Source organism: Peribacillus sp. B65, from assembly GCF_058513295.1.
This window is the reverse complement of the sequence record NZ_CP195840.1, coordinates 3,642,931-3,662,906: the sequence shown is the minus strand read 5'-3', so window position 1 is coordinate 3,662,906 and position 19,976 is coordinate 3,642,931. Positions and strand designations below refer to the sequence as shown.

Below are 19,976 nucleotides of genomic sequence, written 5' to 3'. Positions count from 1 at the left end.
ACCCCGAACCATGAGGAGCGGACGGGTAGAAAAAAGTGCGATAACGAATGAAAAAACTTAAACAAGACCTGGTTGTACTGCCAAGTCATATTTTCGGAGAAGAGGCGTTGGTGAAAATAGAGGAAACCGGGACGGATGATCAAAGAAGGATGGCAAGACTTCTATTTGAGGGGACTATGGAAAAACAGCAAATGGCTGAATTCAGTATAGTCATGGAACCGCTCTATTTTTATTCATCAAGGGGAAAAGTAAGATCTGAAGCGGAAAAAGAGATAATGAGAAAGAAGAAATCGAATTTTAATTTGGAAGCGGCTAATGAAGGGGTCAAATTTTTAAAAACATTTGACTTAGTGGACCAGTTGAATCAAATAGAGTGTCCAACATTAGTGGCAGGAGGCCGTCACGATTGGATCACTCCTGTAGAGGCATCGATTCTCATCGCCGAAAAGATACCTGACAGTGAATTGATCATTTTTGAAAAAAGCTGCCACTATCTTTTCATCGATGAAAATAGGGAATTCATTTCGAGGATTTCTTCTTTCATAAACGAGAGATTTGGACACAAAGAAAAGGTGGCATCGCGCAAAGCATAACCGGGCAAGAGTTAGATACTTTTAGGATAAACCGTTTGTACTGTGAAGGAATTAATTATATATTAATCCTTGAGTACATTAATTCATGGATTAAAGTATGATGATAAGAAAAGCCCGGAGGAGACAATCATGAAAAATATCAATACAGAACAAGAATATCGTGAACAAATCAACCAAGAGGGACTGACGGTCGGGATTTTTACGACTACATGGTGCCCGGACTGCAAACGTTTAGACATGTTCATCGATGAGATCACTCAAGAACATCAAGACAAACAGTGGTTTACGATCGATCGTGACGAGTTCCCTGAGATTTCCGAAGAGCAAACGGTAATGGGAATCCCATCACTTTTAGTATTTAAAAATGGGGAAAAGGTTGCTCACCTGCACAGTGCAAATGCTAAAACTCCAGAGGCGGTCAATGAATTTTTAAAAGACCTATAAAAGAAAAGGTGAACCCCATGGTGCTGTAATGAGGGGTTCATCTTTTTTTTTTTTAGAAATTTTTTCTAGAAATGACTTGATTTCTAAGGTGAAACGGGTTTTAATTATAGATACCGAATATCCATTATGGATATATGATATCCACATACATACTAAAAGAGGTGAACTGATTTGCAATTAACAAAAGGGGTAGAGCAAGCTATATGCATCATCGTAATACTCTCTACCCAGGATAAAAATATTCCGCTTTCGTCTAATGAGATCAGCAGGCGATTAGAGGTGTCTCCTTCTTATTTGAAAAAAATCATAAGGAAATTGGTCGTAAAGCAGATAATCACTTCCGTTCCTGGTAATAACGGCGGCCTTACTCTTGCCAAAAGCGTAGATAAGATTAAAAACCTTGAAATAATTGAGGCGATGGAAGGTCCCATTTCGATGTTTCCGGATACAGGACTTATAGAAAAAGCGTTTAAAGATGGAGAGTATGCAGAGAAGGGAATGGATGTCCTTCGTCGGATGTTTTCTCGGGCGGATCAACTTTTAATAGAGTTCTTTTCCAGTCAGACAGTGGCGGATTTGCTTAAAGAAAGCTTTGGCACCACGGACATACCGACTCTTAATTGGAATACCGCGTCATTGAGTGATGTACTGCGTGAAAAGAAAGGTGAAAAGAAGTGAACATGCTTAAACAAGAATGGAAGCTTTTCCTTACAAATCGAAAACTGGTCGGTGTGGCAATCGTTTTACTGTTCGTTCCGATTATTTATGGGGGGTTATTCCTTAGTTCTGCCTGGAATCCATACGGAAATACAGGCAAATTACCTGTTGCGGTCGTGAATAAGGATGTGAAGGCGGAATATGAGGGGAAAACCTTAACAGTCGGTAATGAGCTAATCGAGCAATTAAAGGACAATGATGATTTAGAATGGCATTTCGTAACGGAAAAAGCGGCGAAAAAAGGATTCGATGATGGTACATATTATATGGTCGTCACCATTCCGGAAGACTTTTCAAAAAATGCTTCAACCGTCATGGATGATAAGCCAAAAAGAATGAATTTAACGTATGACGTGAATCCTGGACGCAGTTTCGTTTCTGAAACGGTCGGAAAACAGGCAACGAATAATTTGAAAACGGAAATTGCCGAAAGTGTCACAAAAGAATATGCGGAAGCGATCTTCTCACAACTGGATCAAATCGGAGAAGGATTCGGCGATGCAGCAGATGGGGCATCAAAACTGGATGACGGTGCTGAAAAACTGCATGATGGAAACAAAGAAGTGACAGAAAATCTGAATAAATTAGCTTCCAGCACATTAACCTTTAAAGATGGAGCGAATAAACTTCAAGTTGGCGTTGGCGAGTTTTTGGAAGGAACCAATAAGCTTGAAAGTGGCGCGTCGGAATTAAATAAGGGAATTTCACAATACACTTCCGGTGTCGGTGAGTTGCAAAAGGGTGCGGACGAACTCGCATCAGGCACAGGGGAATTAAGTAATAATAGTGAAGCACTTATACAAGGTTCTTCCCAACTGTCCACTGGGCTGGCCAAAGTGGTTCCAGGAGCGCAAACTTTAAATACTGGATTGGCACAAGCGCAAACAGGCAGTGCGAATTTGAATGATGGGTTGAATCAATTATCACAAAATGCAAGCCAGCTGACAGACCAATCGACTGGAATTCCAAAATTGGCAGCAGGTCAGCAGAGTTTAAATGAGGGAATCAATAAACTGGCAGAAGGAGGCCAGGCGTTAAATGACGGCCTGAAAAAAATGGATGGCCAATTACCCGCAGAAGAACAGTTGAATCAGCTTAAGCAAGGACTGACAAGCATTCAAAGCGGTGTTAATCAATTGCAAGAAGCGGTTCCCGCAGGAAGCAGCGCGTCCGGTACCGTATCCCGCATTACCGAAGACCTCAATAACAGTCAAGCGGCGTTGACGGAACTTCAATCAACGATTGCAAATAATGGCCAGAGCACGATCAATGCCGTTCAAAACACGGAAGCCTTCAAAAGCATGACCAGTGAGCAACAATCCGAATTAATCGGAGCGGTTCAAAATGAACTTCAAAGCCAGGCGGAAGCACAAAAACAAATCGCAGCGACTCTTGCTGCAAGTGTATCCGACTTATCAACGCAATTAAAGGATAAAGTAATGCCTGTATTGAATGGATTGGGCCAGCTTCCGGAACAAGTGGCCAATTTAAATAATGCGGTGAATAAAGTCAATCCAAACGCCGTTTCTGCGTTAAGCGGATATACGGCAATAAGGAATGCGCTGGAAGAACAATTGATTCCTGGTGCGACCCAATTAAATGGCGGCATGAATGAAGCTGTTGAAGGAAGCAATCAATTAACGGCGGCAACACAAAGTTTAAATGAACGGACACCAGAATTAGTGAAGGGGATCAACCAGTTAGCTCAAGGCGGTTCCTCGTTAAATAATGGCCTTTCAAAACTAACTGAGGGATCTGGTCAATTGGTTGATGGAGTTTCACAACTGCAAGCAGGGTCATCCTCCTTTGGAAATGGTCTTGAGAAGTACGCATTTGGTGTTAGCCAAGTTGGCGAAGGGGCAAGCAAACTTGCTAATGGTGCCAATCAACTGGATGCCAACTCAGCGGCATTGAACGAGGGCTCATCAGCACTTGTTAAAGGCACTGAACAATTGGCAAGCAATCTGCCTACTTTGAGCAATGGAGTCATCCAGCTTGCTGATGGCGCAGGTAAGATCAATGAAGGTTCATCAGCACTTGCTGAAGGTTCCGGTAAATTGGGTGATGGAATCTCCTCACTTAAAGATGGAACGGTCGAGCTTTCGGAAAAACTCAGTGATGGTGCAGAAGAAATAAGTGAAAATAAAACAACCGATGATAATTACAGCATGATTGCTGAACCGACACAGGTTAAAGAACAAAAAAGCAGTGACGTGCCGAATTATGGTCATGCACTGGCTCCTTATGTATTGTCTCTTGGGTTATTTGTTGGAGCCATTGCCTTCAATATGGGATTCCCGACAGGCTTGCCTTCTACTAGGCCTACATCAGGATTTGCATGGTGGTTCAGTAAATTTACGGTCCTATTCATCCAAGCGACGCTTTCTGCATTAGTGTTGGATGCGATCATGATTTGGGGAATGGATTTACAGGTCGAGAATATGGGGCAATTCATTGGGGTTTCCATACTGACTTCCCTTACCTTCATGTTCATCGTTACCTTCTTGACCGTAGGGTTTGGAAATCCAGGTCGCTTATTGGCGATGATATTCCTTGTACTACAGCTAGGTGCAAGCGGAGGGATGTTCCCTGTGGAACTGACCAATAACTTCTTCAGTCATGTTCACCCGTTCATACCGATGACATACTCTGTCATGGGCTTCCGTCAGGCGATGAGTACGAGCCTTGGAGCGGAGGCATTGACAACTAGTATAGTGTTCCTTACTGGATGCATCATTGTCTTTAATCTGCTGCTATTGCTGACGATGGTCATCAAGAAGCGCAAAGTACACAATATTGAGATGGATGCATAAACAAATGAAGAAAACCCCCAGTGCAATGCGCCGGGGGTTTTCTTCATTATGATGGTTTATCCTTGTCCTTTTCTTTTTCGATGACTTTCAATCCATTTTCCCCTGAATTTTCAATCACATGTTTAAGGATGGATAATTTGTTATCCCAGAATTGATCGTAAAATGAAAGCCACTGTTTCAATTCTGCTAAAGGTTCTGGCTGAAGTCGAAAGCGTTTCTCTCTTCCTACCTTCCGGCCACTTACCAATTCAGCTTCAGAAAGGATATGAAGATGCTTGGCAATCGCCGTACGGCTCATGGAAAAGTGAGAAGTGATTTCTGAAATGGGTAAATCCCCTTCAGCAAGCAACTGCAGGACCTTTCGGCGGGTCGGGTCTGCGATAGCCTGAAATACATCATGTTTTTCTGTTGCAGACACTTAGCCCTCAACAACCTTTTTAAGTTTTTGGTTAACGATCTGTTCCCAGCCATGATTCATTCTATCGCGAATTACTGAGCTTTTTTCGTTCGGTTTCGGAAGAATCGTTTCCGGCTCTTTCCAACCGCCATGAATAAGGGTGAACTCCGTTTTGCCGTCCAGTTCTTTTAAAATGAATGAAATGAACCAACCGTCCGTATCCCAACTGAATGAAAGGCGATAAGGGGCATCTAACTCCATTACCTTACAAGGAGATGGACCGAAGGGTGATTGCATATGGAATTCATCTCCCACTTTTGGTTGAAAATCATTTGGCATGAACCATGAAGCTATGCCCTCTGCAGTTGAAACTGTATCCCAAACTTTTTGGATAGGTGCTTCAAGAATAATCGTCTTCTTGATATCCTGTAATGTATTTTCCATACTGATTCTCCTTTTTAAGTGAAAATATGAAACCAATTGGTTTTGCTTTGTTGATTATATAAAACCTTTTGGTTTCATGTCAATAATTTGTTTCAAGCGATCTCTTTTTATTCATTGAAGAATGTTTAATTTCCCAACTCTTCAATTTGTTTTGCCAATCCTGTTATATTATCGATTGATTTCATTATCTCTGAATCTTCCAATGCTTTAGGATCAATTTGGCCATTCTCAATATTATTCAGATATAATTCAATGCCATCTGAAAGCTGTTGATTTGAGCTGACGATCTTTTCATGGATGCCTTCAGCTATTTTTGGTGGTTCGGTTGCATTGAATTCTTCAATCTCCGTTTTCATCAATTCCAATTCTTTTTCAAGATTTGCTCTTGCTTCGTCATTCGTGACGGCGTCCTGTGACAATGCGGGCACCTCATTGGAAAAATCCTTAACGGTATTTACATATTCCGTCGCATTATCTGCATACTCCAATGATGAATTGACTTCTTCTAAAGCTGAGCATCCGCTTAATGTAAGGATGGACAGTAGGGCAATGGTCATTATTTTTTTCATATGTGCCTCCAATGTGATTTTTTTATAGTAAGGATCAGATGGGCAGAAATCTCTTTTTATAAATCGCTGCAATGGAATTCAGTATGAAGCTGGGGATCTTCTTCGGAAAAAATGACTTCGAATAGAAAAGGTGAAATGCACTTTTCAAGTCGTGCCACTGATTGCAGGATTTCACTTGCTTAAACCTTGCAACGTCAATGATCTTCACCTTTTTTTCAGAAGTGATGAAGATGTTTCGTAAATGGATATCCGAAGGATTCAATCCTTCTTTCCTTGCCAATTGCAGGGCATGGTCTATCTCCGCAATGTTTTCTTCCGTTATCGGGATTCCCAATGTTAAACATTCAAAAAGAGTATTGCCTTCAATGTGATCTATAACCAGGTAATTTACCCCCGCATCATATAGGGTTGGATAGTATTCGATGGATTGGACGGTTTTGTATATTTCAGCTTCAACTTTAGCTGTGTGTGTATGATCCGGGAAAAACACTTTTAGTGCCTTATTGGTGGAATGTATTCGGAATACATATGCGCTTCGGCCTTTTCCGATCAGTGATAAAGATGGGGCGGCATCAAGCAATATATGCTTTTTATCATCGGAAATCTTAACGCTTTGAGCTAATTCATTATAGTTCTGCATACTTTTCACCTCTATTGTGCGATTTTTCGAATCAAAAAAGACGGTATAACCGATTAGTGGTTATACCGTCTTTTAAAAATTAAAAGACCTCACCAAATAATCGGCAAGGTCTTGCAAACAACTAAAATCAGTTGCCAATAAAGCCGAGGATTCAATCCTGTACTGACGACTTTATTGAATAGCTACTCCCCTTAACAGAAGGATTCTTATAAGTTATATACAGTAATTATATAGGTTATTGCATCAATCCGTCAAATATAAGATCGATGCTTACCCTATATATATATTCGATTTAGGCAGAAAGATGCTCGTCTCATCCTTATTTATTTGAGTGATAAGTAATTATATCAATATACTTTATATCCATCATTTGCCTGTCGCGTAAGTTTCTTTGCGAATATTTCTATTAAATTACTTAAATGTCTATTAGTTTACTATTATGTTACAATCCAGTTTATCTCCCTGTAGATCTAAAGGGATATGATATATTTTAAACGAATAAGTATATTTACCTATATTATCATACTAATTTTAACCGATATTTAAATAAATGTTAAAAAAATAATTCTTTAGTAGGGAGAATGAGATGAAGAAATTAATTATACCAACTTTCTGTTTTGCAGTGTTGTCGACAGTTGCTTTCGAAGAAAAAATATCTGCAGCTCCACTACATGCGGAACAGGCCAATATTGAAGACGTCATGTTTGTACAGGTAAATTCCGGATCGCTCAATATGAGAAAAACCGGGGCGGAAGGTGCAAGCATAGTTGCAAAGCTGGCAAATGGCACACAGGTAACGGTGTATGCGGAATCCAAAGGCTGGGCGAAGATCAAAGCCAATGGGAAAGAAGGATATGTCAGTACCAAGTATTTATCGGCAAAAAAGCCGGGGACTTTATCGAAAACTGCAATAACCATTAAAACGACATCGAAATATGTGAATGTGAGCACAGGTTCACTAAATATGCGAAAAAGCGGCAGTGATAGTGCCAGCATAGTCACGAAGCTGACAAGGGGCACACAGGTGACGGTGTATTCGGAATCCAAAGGCTGGGCGAAGATCAAAGCCAATGGAAAAGAAGGTTATGTCAGTGCCAAGTATCTATCGGCAACGAAGTCTGGAACGGTAACCAAAGCTGCGGCAACCGTTAAAACGACAACAAAATATGTGAATGTGAGCACAGGTTCACTTAATATGCGAAAAAGCGGTAGTGATAGTGCTGGCCTGGTCGCGAAGTTGACAAGAGGAACACAGGTAACGGTGTATTCGGAATCGAAAGACTGGGCGAAAATCAAAGCCAATGGAAAAGAAGGATATGTCAGTACCAAGTATCTATCGGCAACGAAGCCCGGAACGGTAACCAAAGCTGGGGCAACGGTTAAAACGACAACGAAATATGTGAATGTGAGCACGGGCTCACTTAATATGCGGAAAAGTGGAAAAGCTACCGCAAGCATTGTAGCAATACTTTCAAAAGGAACGAAAGTGACGGTGTATTCGGAATCGAAAGGCTGGGCGAAAATCAAAGCCAATGGAAAGGACGGATATGTCAGCACCAAGTATCTGTCTGCTACAAAGCCAGGATCGGGATCAACGGCAGCCACACCTGCTAAAACGACGACGAAATATGTGAATGTGAGCACGGGTTCACTCAATATGCGAAAAAGTGGGAAAGCCACCGCAAGCATAGTCGCAATACTTTCAAAAGGAACGAAAGTGACGGTATATTCGGAATCCAATGGCTGGGCGAAAGTCAAAGCCAATGGAAAGGACGGATATGTCAATACCAAATATCTATCTGCTGCAAAGCCAGGATCGGGATCAACGGCTGTCACACCTGAAAAAACGACGACAAAATATGTAAACGTAACCTCTGGAACGCTCAATATGAGAAAAAGCGGTTCGGAAAGCGCCAGCTTAGTCGCGAGGCTTTCAAAAGGAACGAGAGTGACGGTCTATTCGGAATCCAATGGCTGGGCGAAAGTCAAAGCCAATGGAAAAGACGGACATGTCAGTGCCAAATATCTATCGACAACAAAACCAGGTACGACCGTAACACCTGAAAAAACGACGACGAAATATGTAAACGTAAGCTCTGGAACACTCAATATGAGAAAAAGCGGTTCGGAAAGTGCGAGCATAGTCGCAAAGCTCTCAAGAGGAACTGAAGTGACGGTGTATTCGGAATCAAAAGGTTGGGCGAAAATCAAGGCAAATGGGAAGGATGGGTATGTCAGTACTAACTATCTTTCGACGACAAAGCCTGGAACGGAATCCAAACCATCCATACCTGAAAAAACGACCACGAAATATGTAAATGTCAGCACGGGTTCACTGAATATGCGGAATAAGCCATCAGAAAGTGCTTCCGTCATTGTGAAATTGGCAAGAGGTGTAGAGGTAGATGTCATCTCGGAATCAAATGGCTGGTCAAAAATTAAAGCGTATGGCGGAGAGGGCTATGTCAATACGCAATATCTATCAGCAACGAAGCCTGGTCCTTTACCGGGGTTGAATCCAGACGAAGAAGGAAACACGTCAGTTAAATATGTAAATGTGAATGATGGCTCCAGTCTGAATATGCGGTCTGCTGCATCAGCTACCGCTTCAATTATAGCCAAGCTTGTAAACAATACGGCCGTAACGGTTTATTCAGAGTCCAATGGCTGGTCAAGAGTCACGGCCAATGGAAAAACCGGATATGTCAGTACGCAATATTTAACGGCCAAAGCACCGGAAGGTCCCGGTAGTTCGAATGGATCGATAATCAGGATTGATAAAGAGTATAACCTTACGATGGAAAAGATGGTTGAAATTCAAATGGCCGTAAATGGTCAAACGGATAAAAAGTATAAAACCTACATACGTGAAGATGGATTAACTTTGATCAGTTCATCCAAAGGTACGGTTAAAGGAACCGGATGGCGTGTCAGGGGCGGAGCTGGTTCTAATTATTGGGTAGTCGGTCCTGTCAGCAATAATCAATCATTGAATATTAAATCGAAAGTAAAGGGCTCTGATGGGTACTATTGGTATGAGGTGGACTATAACAAGACATGGGTAAATGCCAGTCCGGAAGATATAGAATATAATCTTAACCCAAATAACTTTGTGAATGATCCAGTCAATTCATTCCAATTCGTAAAGCTTTCCGAAGTCACCAATATGAACGTTTCAGAAGTGAATAATCGAATCCTTTCAGGCAAAGGGATTTTACAAGGCCAAGCTGCAACCTTCACTGCGGCAGGTGAAAAATATGGGGTCAATGAAATCTACCTGATATCACATGCTTTGCTGGAGACCGGGAATGGCACATCACCGTTAGCGACTGGCGTAAAGGTGAACGGGAAAACGGTCTATAATATGTATGGAGTGGGAGCATTTGACGGAACGGCACTAAGCAGCGGCGCTCAATACGCCTATAATGCAGGCTGGTTCACTCCAGAAGCGGCCATCATCGGCGGTGCCGAATTCATCGCCAAAGGATATATCTCCGCTGGACAGGACACGCTTTACAAAATGAGATGGAATCCTACAGCTGCAGAGAAATATGGATATGCTTCACACCAGTATGCCACTGATATTGGCTGGGCAACAAAACAAGTGAAACAGATTTATAATTTGTATAGTTTACTAGATTCCTATAAATTGACGATTGAAGTTCCTAAGTATAAATAGAAAACAGGAAAAAACACATGAGTCCGACTCATGTGTTTTTTTGCAAATTAGTTTTATCCTTTTCCAGAATACCCTTGACGACATCCTCGATCGTCACCACTCCCAATGCCTTTTCCAAGGCAAGTTCAGCAACTGAAAAGATAGGCTCTATTGCATCTTGTATATTTCTTCCAACAGTGCATGCTGGATTAGGATTTTCATGGATTCCAAATAATTCTTTATCGGAGACAACGTTGACAGCTTGATAAACATCGAGCAAAGTGATATCCGATAATTCCTTGGCCAATGTCGCTCCGGCGATACCCGGCCGAACATTCACTAAACCAGCATTCTTCAGCATGCCGGTGATTTTTCTGATTAAGGCTGGGTTGGTGTTTACACTTTTTGCTATAAAATCAGAAGTGTTAACGCCTTCTTTGTTTATTTCTAAAAGAGATAATATATGGATTCCTACGGAAAAGCGGGTACTGATGGACATCTCTTTTTTCTCTCCTTTAAAATCTCTATTCTTATATAGTATAAATTATTTAACATGTAATTCAAGTGGTTACAAGTTATAATGGCCTGCAAGAATAATATTTATCCATTAACCGTTTCCTTGTCAAGTCACGCCGTTTCTGCAAAGGCAAAAATAAAAGGTATGTGTAATTGACAAACCAGCATGGTGAAACTTATATTATAACGTGTAAATGAATCAGTTACAGGTGAAAGGTGCAGGAAGGGGGAACTTGAAATCTGCCGCTATGGCTGGATAATGAATATGACACAACTACAAGTTATGGAGGTATATGATGGCTAATAAAAAAAAGGGTAATCAAAAACAATCTTCTGCATTCACGTTTTGGATCATCGGGTTAATCGCTGTAATCATTATTGGCTTTATATTTTTGGCAAATGGGAAGGACGAAGATACTGCCGTTAATGAAATCGATTATAAAGCACAGCCTTATTTGGGAGAGAAATCGGCTCCTGTGCAAATTGTGGAATTTGGGGATTATAAATGTCCAGTCTGTAAGACATTCGAGGAGCAATTCTTTCCTTCTATACAAAGTGAATTGATTGATACAGGAAAAGCGCAATTTTATTTCATGAATTATTCGTTCATTAACGTCGATTCAACCAGATCCGCTAAATTCGCGGAAAGTGTTTATCAGGAATTAGGAAATGAGACCTTTTGGGAATTTCATGAACTTTTGTTCGATAAACAGCCAGCTGACCTGAAATATGAAAAGGAAGATGTGTTTACGGACAAGTTCTTAGAAGAAACATTGAAAGAAATTGCAAATGACAAAGATGTGAAAAAGGTCGTTACCTCTTTTAAAGCCGAAAAGTCCGAGGACCGATGGAACAAGGATATGGAGATGGCCGACGAATTGGGCGTTACTGGAACTCCTTCCTTATTTGTCAATGGCAAGAAATTTGAAGGAAATACAATCGATGATTTAGTGAAAATGGTTGATGATGCAGCGAAGGAGAAATAGTGATGAACAAGCCACTATTATTTTCTTGGATCCTATCCATCATCGCCACTGCCGGAAGTCTCTACTTTAGTGAGATTCTCCATTATGTACCCTGCACCTTTTGTTGGTATCAAAGGATTCTGATGTACCCGCTCGTTATCTTATTGGGCCGGGCCTTTTATGAACAGGACCTGAAAATCTATCGATACATCCTCCCATTATCGATTTTGGGCATGGTGGTGTCAGGGTATCACTATAGTCTGCAAAAAATTCCAGCACTACAGCATTTCGAAATGTGCCAAAGCGGTGTTCCCTGCTCAGGTGAGTATATAAATTGGCTAGGATTCATCACGATCCCGTTTTTGGCCTTTATCGCTTTTACGCTCATCACAATCTGCATGGCACTGCTAATGAAAAAGAAAAAAAACATGTAATTTAAGCGCACCATTCTAAAAGGAATGGTGCTTTTTTTATATATATCGACGAAAATCCGGTTATATCATCGAAAATTGAATTATATCGACTGAAAACTGGATATATCTCCGAAACTTGCAATATATCGACGAAAACTCCAATATATCTCCGAAACTCCCCAAAATAAAAATATTGACAAGATGCAACCTGTAACTTATATTATTACATGTAATCTATTTAGTTACAATTAAAGTTTCTATAACTATATATAGGAGGAATTTAATATGAAAATCGCTATTATTGGTGCAAGCGGAAAAGCTGGAAGTCTGATTTTAAACGAAGCATTGACTAGGGGACATGAAGTTACGGCTATTGTAAGGGATGAAGCCAAAGTCCAAATCCAAGGATCATCCGTACTGGAAAAAGACGTATTCGATCTGAAAGCAGAGGATCTTAAAGAATTCGATGTGGTTGTGAATGCCTTTGGCGCTGCTCCGGGGAAGGAACATCTGCATGTCGATGCAGGAAAAATCCTGATTGACGCAATGAAAGGGGCGCCTCAAACTAGACTGATCGTTGTTGGCGGAGCTGGAAGCCTTTTCGTTGACGAGGCAAAAACGATCCGTGTACTGGATACGCCTGAGTTCCCTAAAGAATACTTTGCAACAGCCTTTAATCAATCAAAGAACCTTGGAGATCTGCAAAATGCGACTGGCATCCAATGGACGTTCATCAGTCCTTCCGCCTTCTTTGATCCACAAGGAAATAGAACAGGTGGGTATAAACTGGGGAAAGATAACCTTCTTGTAAATTCAAAGGGTGAAAGCTATGTAAGTTATGCTGATTTTGCCCTTGCAGTACTTGATGAAATTGAAATTCCAAAGCACATCAACCAACGCTTTACCGTTGTTGCCGAAGCTGAATAATTAAGTGGACGTCGCCCCTTATGGTGACGTCCATTTTTTTCTATTATGTATAACAAATTTTTGCCAAAAATATTGACTGATGTCCATTTTTTGCAGATAATATAGCGATAAAGTCCTATAGAGGCTTTTTTTTATTAATTTTTATTGTTAGATTTTAGTAGAAACATTTAGAATTCCCAACAAAGAAAGAAGGACTATTAGAAGATGAATTGGAAATGTTCTTACGACTCATGGGTGAACTTCGAAGCCCTTGATAATGAAATGAAATCATTACTTAACGAGATGCAAGATGATGAAAAGAATATAGAAGATGCGTTTTATAAGAACTTGGAATTCGGCACAGGCGGTATGCGCGGGGAAATTGGGGCAGGTACGAATCGGATGAATCTATATACAGTCCGTAAAGCAACATTGGGATTAGCCCATTATCTGCAATCGATGGGTGATGAAGCAAAACGCAGAGGTGTCGCGATTGCCTACGATTCACGTTTTAAATCGCCTGAATTTGCCTTGGAAGCAGCCAAAACCCTGGCTACAGAAGGAATCAAGGCTTATCTATTCGATGAGTTGAGGCCAACGCCGGAGTTATCCTTTGCCGTTCGTGAACTGAATGCCTATGCTGGGATCGTTATTACAGCAAGTCATAATCCCCCTGAATATAATGGCTATAAAGTGTACGGGCCAGATGGTGCACAGCTTCCTCCGGCAACGGCTGATGTAGTGATAGAATTCGTGAATGCGATTGAAAACGAACTTGCCATTTCGGTAAAAGATGAAGAGACATTGAAAGCGCAAGGCCTCATTGAGATTGTCGGAGAGGATATCGATACCGCTTATAATGATAAATTGCTTACTGTGCCCGAAAACAAAGATTTAAGTGAAGAGGTGGATGTGACAGTTGTATTCACACCGCTTCATGGCACGGCAAATAAGTCTGTCAGACGTGCTTTACAAGATCTGGGATACGACAAGGTACACGTTGTAAAAGAGCAGGAATTGCCTGATCCCAATTTTTCGACAGTTCAATCCCCGAACCCGGAAGAGCATGCAGCTTTTGAAATGGCCATTGAATTAGGAAATGAAGTATCTGCAGACCTTTTGATCGCAACAGATCCGGATGCAGATCGACTCGGTATCGCCGTTAAAAATAAAGATGGCGAATATGTGGTGCTTACAGGTAATCAAACAGGTGCACTAATATTGGATTATCTTTTAAAAGAAAAGAAAGCGAAAGGCACTTTACCTTCCAATGGAGTTGTCTTAAAAACGATAGTAACTTCTGAAATTGGGCGCAGAATCGCTAAGGAATATGGTTTAGGGACCGTTGATGTATTAACGGGTTTTAAATTCATCGCTGAAAAGATCAATGAATATGAGGATAGCGGCAAGCACACGTTCTTATTCGGATATGAAGAAAGTTATGGCTATTTAATCAAGGATTTTGCCCGTGATAAAGATGCGATCCAAGCGGCCATTCTTGCGGTGGAGGTTTGTGCCCACTATAAAAAACAGGGCATGGATCTATATGAAGGATTGCTTACCATCTTTGAAAAGTACGGGTATTATCTGGAGGGACTTCAGTCATTGACCTTAAAGGGGATTGAAGGCGCCGGGCAGATTCAAGGGATACTGAATCAGTTCCGTGAGGCTCCTCCAAAGCAAATTGCCGGAAAAGCTGTAACGATCCAGGAGGATTATCAAAGCGGTGTGAAGCTGACGGTGGGCACAAATAAGGAAGAAGTCATTGATTTACCTAAATCAAATGTAATTAAGTACTTCCTTGAGGATGGCACATGGGTATGCTTGCGGCCATCTGGTACAGAACCTAAAATCAAATTCTATTTTGGGATCCAAAGTGAAACGATGGAAGAAGCCGAGTTGAAATTGAAGCAGGTCATGAATGCTTTCATGGAAAATATTCATGGTATGATCAATAGTGCTAAATAAATAATCCTGAGCCCTTGGACCTATCAGTCATATAATTAAGAAAAATAAGGCCTTTTCCTGAAATATCAGGGATAGGCCTTATTTTTTTCAAGAAGAAAGCGGGCTATTGCATTACTTGGAAGTTTAATTTATGGATGCGTTTACAAAAGAAGGAATTTTTCTGTTAAGATATTTACAAAAAACGAGTCTATGTTACTATGAAAAGGATGATTCAGAAAAAAATGGGGTTTTTTGTAGATTTATCTTAATATGAAGGAGTTACAAAGGATGAAAAAAGTTAAAAAGGCCATTATACCTGCAGCGGGACTAGGCACTAGATTCTTGCCCGCAACGAAGGCTATGCCTAAAGAAATGCTGCCAATAGTCGATAAACCAACTATACAATATATTATAGAAGAAGCCGTGAAAGCGGGAATCGAAGATATAATCATTGTCACTGGAAAGAATAAACGAGCAATAGAAGATCATTTTGATAATGCTTACGAACTAGAGAATAACTTGAGTGAAAAAGGGAAATTCGATTTATTGGAGAAGGTGCGATACCCATCCAATTTAGCTAATATCCATTACATTAGGCAAAAAGAACCGAGAGGCCTCGGACATGCTGTATGGTGTGCACGTAACTTTATTGGTGATGAGCCATTTGCCGTCCTTTTAGGCGATGATATCGTTGAAAGCGATGTTCCTTCACTACGCCAATTAATCAACGAATATGATGCGACAGGTTCGTCCATCATTGGGGTGCAGCCGGTAAATGAGAGCGAAACGCATAGATATGGCATCATTGACCCGCTTACGCAAGAAGGCAGAAGATACGAAGTGAACCGTTTCGTCGAAAAACCAAAACAAGGAACGGCACCATCCAATCTAGCCATCATGGGAAGATACATACTGACTCCGGAAATATTCGATTTCCTGGCCAAGCAGGAAACAGGGGCCGGCGGTGAAATCCAGTTAACGGATGCCATCCAAAAACTGAATGAAATCCAAAAAGTCTTCGCTTACGATTTTGAAGGAAAACGCTATGATGTCGGTGTTGTCGATGGCTTTGTGAAAACGACAATTGAATTTGCCCTGCAACGACCCGATTTAAGAGACGACATCATAAAAATAATGGAAAATATCCTCGAAATGCATAAGGCAGTGGACAAATAAACTCTTACTGCCATTCATAATTTTTTAATTTAATGTAGTAATCATCTTTAGAAAATCTCCAACTATTGATCATTCATAGTTGTTATTTTTGGTTATTGAAAGGCAAACATAATTTTGAATGGTGAATATAAATCCATAAAAGGGGATGCCTATTTAGTGAATAAGAAGGTAATAAAAAGAAAAGTCGATTTCCTTAAACAACCTATCGCTAATTTCCTATTAAAGGAAAATCATAAGCGCGTAAATAAATATGCAAAGTATTATGAGAAATTAAGCGTGCAAAAAAACACGATTCTATATGAGAGTCGTGATGGAAACAGTATGACTGACAGTCCATACGCGATGTTTAAATATATGCTGGAAAATCAAGACTATCAAGATTTTATGCACATTTGGTCCATCCAGGATTTCAGTGTCCTCTCAGGTGTAATGGCGAAGTATAAGGATATGCCGAATGTTCAATTCGTTCAGCGTAATTCAAAGGAATATTTAAAATGGTTGGCAACAAGTGAGTATTTAATCAATAACTCCACATTCCAGTCTTTCTTCATCCCTAAAAGCGATCAAATTTACATCAATACCTGGCATGGAACGCCCCTTAAGAATATGGGCTTTGATATACCGGGTAATCCTTCGGTCTCTCAAAACGTTGTCAGGAACTTTTTGAGTGCAGATTTCATTTTGAGCCCTAATGCCCATACTACCAACATATTTACACATAGCTATAAGTTAAATGGATTGTATAAAGGTGAAATTATAGAAGAAGGATATCCGAGGATCGATTTGACGCTGAATACGAATCCAGGTGAGTATAAGGATTATCTAAGGACTCTAGGTTTGAAAATCAGTGATGCTAAAGAAAATATTTTATATGCCCCGACTTGGAAGGGGACGAACCTTGCCAAAGTGGATAACGATCTTCTTCAAATCATTGCGGATATTAACTATTTACAAAGTCAAATCGGTGAACAATATAACCTATTTATTAAGGTGCATCCATTTCTATATAAAGAAGCGGCCAAGCACTCGGAAATCAAGGATGTGCTAATACCTGACTATGTGGATACAAATGAATTGCTTGCTGCAGTTGATTTGCTTATCACGGATTATTCCAGCATATTCTTTGATTACCTTGTTACCGATAAGCCAATTCTATTTTACACTTGGGATACGGACGTTTATGCAGAGCAAAGGGGACAATATCTCCAAAATGACGAACTTCCGGGACCGCTGCTTTTTAACTCAAAAGAACTGGCACTAGCCATTAAAGATATTAAAAATGTGGAATTGAGATATTCCGATAAATATAAAAAAATGCAGGGAAAATTCACGAACCATGAGGATGGAAAAGTAACAGAAAGAATAGTCAATAATATTTTCAATAAGTCTACGAAACAACTAAATACAATTACCGGGCTGGATTCCACAAAGGAAAAAATATTGATTTATCCGGGCGGATTGAGGGATAACGGAATTACATCCTCATTCCTTAACTTAATGAATAATATTGATTATGATAAATATGATGTCAGCTGTTTTACTGCCACCCCTCACTCGTACGAGGTTTTGAAAAATATGGGCAAGGTCAATAAGAATGTGCGTTTTCTATTCAAACCTGGCTTGCCTGTGTATAAATTTTTGGAAGTCTACAAAGACAAATTCATCCATAACAGAGGGGAAAGAGGTTTCTTAGGGAAGAAGCTTTACCCGGAAAATGCTTATATTAGGGAGCATGCACGTTTATTCGGTAAAACAAAGTTTGATTTTGTTATCGATTTTAGCGGTTATAGTCATTATTGGGCTAAATATCTGCTGGCGGCAGATGCAAAAAAGAAAGTTTGTTATATGCATAATGATTTGCTTTCTGATAGTGAGCGCATCATTAATGGAAAGAGACCTCACCGTATCAATCTAAGAGGGATTTTTTCGGTATACAATCGATTTGATAAGCTAGTAAGTGTTTCTAAGGGAACGATGGAATTAAACCGAAAGAATCTATTGGAGTATGCAGACTTCGATAAATTTGATTATGTAATGAATTCTATCAACCCGGATAAAATCCTTCAAATCGAGTCAAATGAATCTGAAGCTATCGAGCATGATGAAAAGGCAATGATCACAGAAAACTTCAAAGCAAGGGCGATATTAACCGATGTCAAGGATAATCAAGTTTGGAATACCCTTCCTGGAATCCCGAATTCAATCCAATTTCGACTGGAAGAACGATTTGAAGGTGCTGAAATCGTCATTTCGAGAAAAGCCCATGCTGATCAAAAGACATTTTACAAATTCAGTCATGACAATCAAATAATAGGCTGGATTAGTGAAGAAGCTGTGGAGCTGTTGCCAGACAGCATCATTTATGAAAAAGAAGTGGATAAAATTGCAAGGTTAGTAAGACCTCGATCGAACTATATTTGGTCCTTGCCGTATAAAGTCGAAGGAACGTACAAAGTTTCCGGCAGTCATGATTTTAAAGGAATCATTGTAAAAGTCGATAGGGAAGCAAAAACCCAGCATTCGATTTATAGCAGAATATCTGTAAAAAACAAGATAATAGGCTGGATAGATAATTCAGCTTTATCCATGCTTGAACATTGTACAATCAATGAAGATATGAGCTTTAATGACAAGCTGCAAATCATGATGAAAAGAAAGTATATAATATCCAGAAACTATAAAAACAATAAAAAGTTCATTGATAAGATTGAGAATAGAACGCTGAAGGAAATAAACACCGGTAATCAGAAGTACGGTAAAATAACTAACCCGGAAGACCATACAATCTGGACGAAGGCATATCCGAACTACAAGGCTAAAAGAGTGAGCAAGGCAATCGATTTTGAAGGGCAAATCGTCAGAATCGTAAAGTATAACAGAACCAACAAAGGCGGCTATTACCTTTTCGAAATCGATAATAAGAGAATAGGCTGGTTAAATACGGGGGCATTCGAAATCATAGAAGAGCCAATCCTGTTAAAAGAACGGGAAGTGCGCGGCACTGCCGAAATTAACTTAGGCGATTACCATATTTGGGATAAGCCTTATGGGCTGCAAGATGCCATGGTCTTGGAAAATGGACCAACCTTTAATGGCCGGATCGTGGAATTCGATAAAGAAGCGGTTACTCAACTTGGTACTTATGCCCATATATTATTGGACGGGATATCTATTGGTTGGATCGATAAACAGGCGTTAATCGTACAAGAGGTGCATGGATTGGAAGTGAATGATCAATTCGTTCCATATCCTGATAAAAATGATTTTAACTTTGTCAATATGGGAAGATTATCCCCAGAAAAAGGGCAAGATAATTTGATTCGTGCATTCGCAGGCTTTCATGAAAAACACAAAAATAGTAAACTATATATTTTAGGACAAGGACCTTTAAAGGAAGATTTGCAGGCAATCATTGATGAGCTGGGCTTAAATCATTCCATTCATCTTTTAGGCCAGCTTGAAAATCCATTTTCGTTCATGGAAAAATGTGACTGCTTCGTTCTTTCCTCACATTATGAAGGGCAGCCTATGGTATTATTGGAAGCAATGACTTTAGGAATGAAAATCATGGCTACTGATATAGTGGCTAACCGAACCGTTTTGGAAAACGGTAAATATGGTTTACTTGTCGAAAATAGCGTAGATGGACTGGAAAAGGGCTTATCTACTATGGTAAATAATGATAATCCTGAACTAGCGAAGTTTGATTACACCCAATATAATGGATTGGCCATGGAAACCTTCAATAAATGCTTATAAAATGATGGGTTCTTTATAA

General features: G+C 40.1%; 16 protein-coding genes. 11 read left to right on the top strand and 5 right to left on the bottom strand.

Annotated elements, in window-relative coordinates:
- The first annotated feature begins 47 nt into the window (after positions 1-47).
- From ACSR9O_RS17880 to ACSR9O_RS17865, 4 genes are all read left to right on the top strand, one after another.
- Positions 48-593, top strand: coding sequence for an alpha/beta fold hydrolase (locus ACSR9O_RS17880; protein WP_491724855.1), 546 nt, complete (start codon positions 48-50; stop codon positions 591-593).
- Positions 594-662: 69 nt separating this feature from the next.
- Positions 663-1,037 carry a thioredoxin family protein gene (locus ACSR9O_RS17875; protein WP_272492803.1) on the top strand — a complete coding sequence of 125 codons (375 nt, stop codon included), beginning with the start codon at positions 663-665 and terminating at the stop codon, positions 1,035-1,037.
- A 171-nt stretch (positions 1,038-1,208) separates the two neighbouring features.
- Positions 1,209-1,715 (top strand): Rrf2 family transcriptional regulator, encoded by a 507-nt coding sequence (locus ACSR9O_RS17870; protein WP_101224812.1) that lies wholly within the window; start codon positions 1,209-1,211, stop codon positions 1,713-1,715.
- Positions 1,716-1,717: 2 nt separating this feature from the next.
- On the top strand, positions 1,718-4,567 hold the full coding sequence (locus tag ACSR9O_RS17865; RefSeq protein ID WP_491725489.1) for a YhgE/Pip family protein: 2,850 nt from the start codon (positions 1,718-1,720) through the stop codon (positions 4,565-4,567).
- Between the two features lie 46 nt (positions 4,568-4,613).
- On the opposite strand, the gene ACSR9O_RS17860 is transcribed toward ACSR9O_RS17865, so the two are convergent.
- From ACSR9O_RS17860 to ACSR9O_RS17845, 4 genes are all read right to left on the bottom strand, one after another.
- On the bottom strand, positions 4,614-4,985 hold the full coding sequence (locus tag ACSR9O_RS17860) for an ArsR/SmtB family transcription factor (protein ID WP_101224810.1): 372 nt from the start codon (positions 4,983-4,985) through the stop codon (positions 4,614-4,616).
- On the bottom strand, positions 4,986-5,414 hold the full coding sequence (locus tag ACSR9O_RS17855) for an SRPBCC family protein (protein WP_491725488.1): 429 nt from the start codon (positions 5,412-5,414) through the stop codon (positions 4,986-4,988).
- A gap of 119 nt (positions 5,415-5,533) precedes the next feature.
- Positions 5,534-5,977 carry a DUF6376 family protein gene (locus ACSR9O_RS17850; protein ID WP_101224809.1) on the bottom strand — a complete coding sequence of 148 codons (444 nt, stop codon included), beginning with the start codon at positions 5,975-5,977 and terminating at the stop codon, positions 5,534-5,536.
- A gap of 34 nt (positions 5,978-6,011) precedes the next feature.
- The gene (locus ACSR9O_RS17845; protein ID WP_241589945.1) at positions 6,012-6,617 is read right to left on the bottom strand and encodes a protein kinase family protein; all 606 of its coding nucleotides are present in this window, start codon (positions 6,615-6,617) and stop codon (positions 6,012-6,014) included.
- A 586-nt stretch (positions 6,618-7,203) separates the two neighbouring features.
- Between ACSR9O_RS17845 and ACSR9O_RS17840 the strand changes: the two genes are divergently transcribed.
- Positions 7,204-10,296: an SH3 domain-containing protein gene (locus tag ACSR9O_RS17840; RefSeq protein WP_491724854.1), complete on the top strand. Its 3,093-nt coding sequence runs from the start codon at positions 7,204-7,206 to the stop codon at positions 10,294-10,296.
- A gap of 28 nt (positions 10,297-10,324) precedes the next feature.
- On the opposite strand, the gene ACSR9O_RS17835 is transcribed toward ACSR9O_RS17840, so the two are convergent.
- Complete coding sequence (locus tag ACSR9O_RS17835; RefSeq protein ID WP_491724853.1) at positions 10,325-10,774, bottom strand: Rrf2 family transcriptional regulator; 450 nt, start codon at positions 10,772-10,774, stop codon at positions 10,325-10,327.
- Positions 10,775-11,087: 313 nt separating this feature from the next.
- Between ACSR9O_RS17835 and ACSR9O_RS17830 the strand changes: the two genes are divergently transcribed.
- The 6 genes from ACSR9O_RS17830 to ACSR9O_RS17805 all read left to right on the top strand — a co-directional run bounded on the left by ACSR9O_RS17830 (position 11,088) and on the right by ACSR9O_RS17805 (position 19,957).
- On the top strand, positions 11,088-11,777 hold the full coding sequence (locus tag ACSR9O_RS17830) for a DsbA family protein (protein WP_491724852.1): 690 nt from the start codon (positions 11,088-11,090) through the stop codon (positions 11,775-11,777).
- Between the two features lie 2 nt (positions 11,778-11,779).
- A complete protein-coding gene (locus ACSR9O_RS17825) occupies positions 11,780-12,190 on the top strand; it encodes a disulfide oxidoreductase (protein WP_230177787.1) in 411 nt (136 codons plus the stop codon).
- A gap of 264 nt (positions 12,191-12,454) precedes the next feature.
- Positions 12,455-13,096: an NAD(P)-dependent oxidoreductase gene (locus ACSR9O_RS17820; RefSeq protein ID WP_260356576.1), complete on the top strand. Its 642-nt coding sequence runs from the start codon at positions 12,455-12,457 to the stop codon at positions 13,094-13,096.
- 204 nt (positions 13,097-13,300) lie between these two features.
- Positions 13,301-15,043, top strand: coding sequence for a phospho-sugar mutase (locus ACSR9O_RS17815; RefSeq protein WP_402944228.1), 1,743 nt, complete (start codon positions 13,301-13,303; stop codon positions 15,041-15,043).
- 267 nt (positions 15,044-15,310) lie between these two features.
- Positions 15,311-16,198: a UTP--glucose-1-phosphate uridylyltransferase GalU gene (gene galU, locus ACSR9O_RS17810; RefSeq protein ID WP_260356578.1), complete on the top strand. Its 888-nt coding sequence runs from the start codon at positions 15,311-15,313 to the stop codon at positions 16,196-16,198.
- A 156-nt stretch (positions 16,199-16,354) separates the two neighbouring features.
- Positions 16,355-19,957 carry a CDP-glycerol glycerophosphotransferase family protein gene (locus ACSR9O_RS17805; protein WP_491724851.1) on the top strand — a complete coding sequence of 1,201 codons (3,603 nt, stop codon included), beginning with the start codon at positions 16,355-16,357 and terminating at the stop codon, positions 19,955-19,957.
- Positions 19,958-19,976 lie beyond the last annotated feature (19 nt).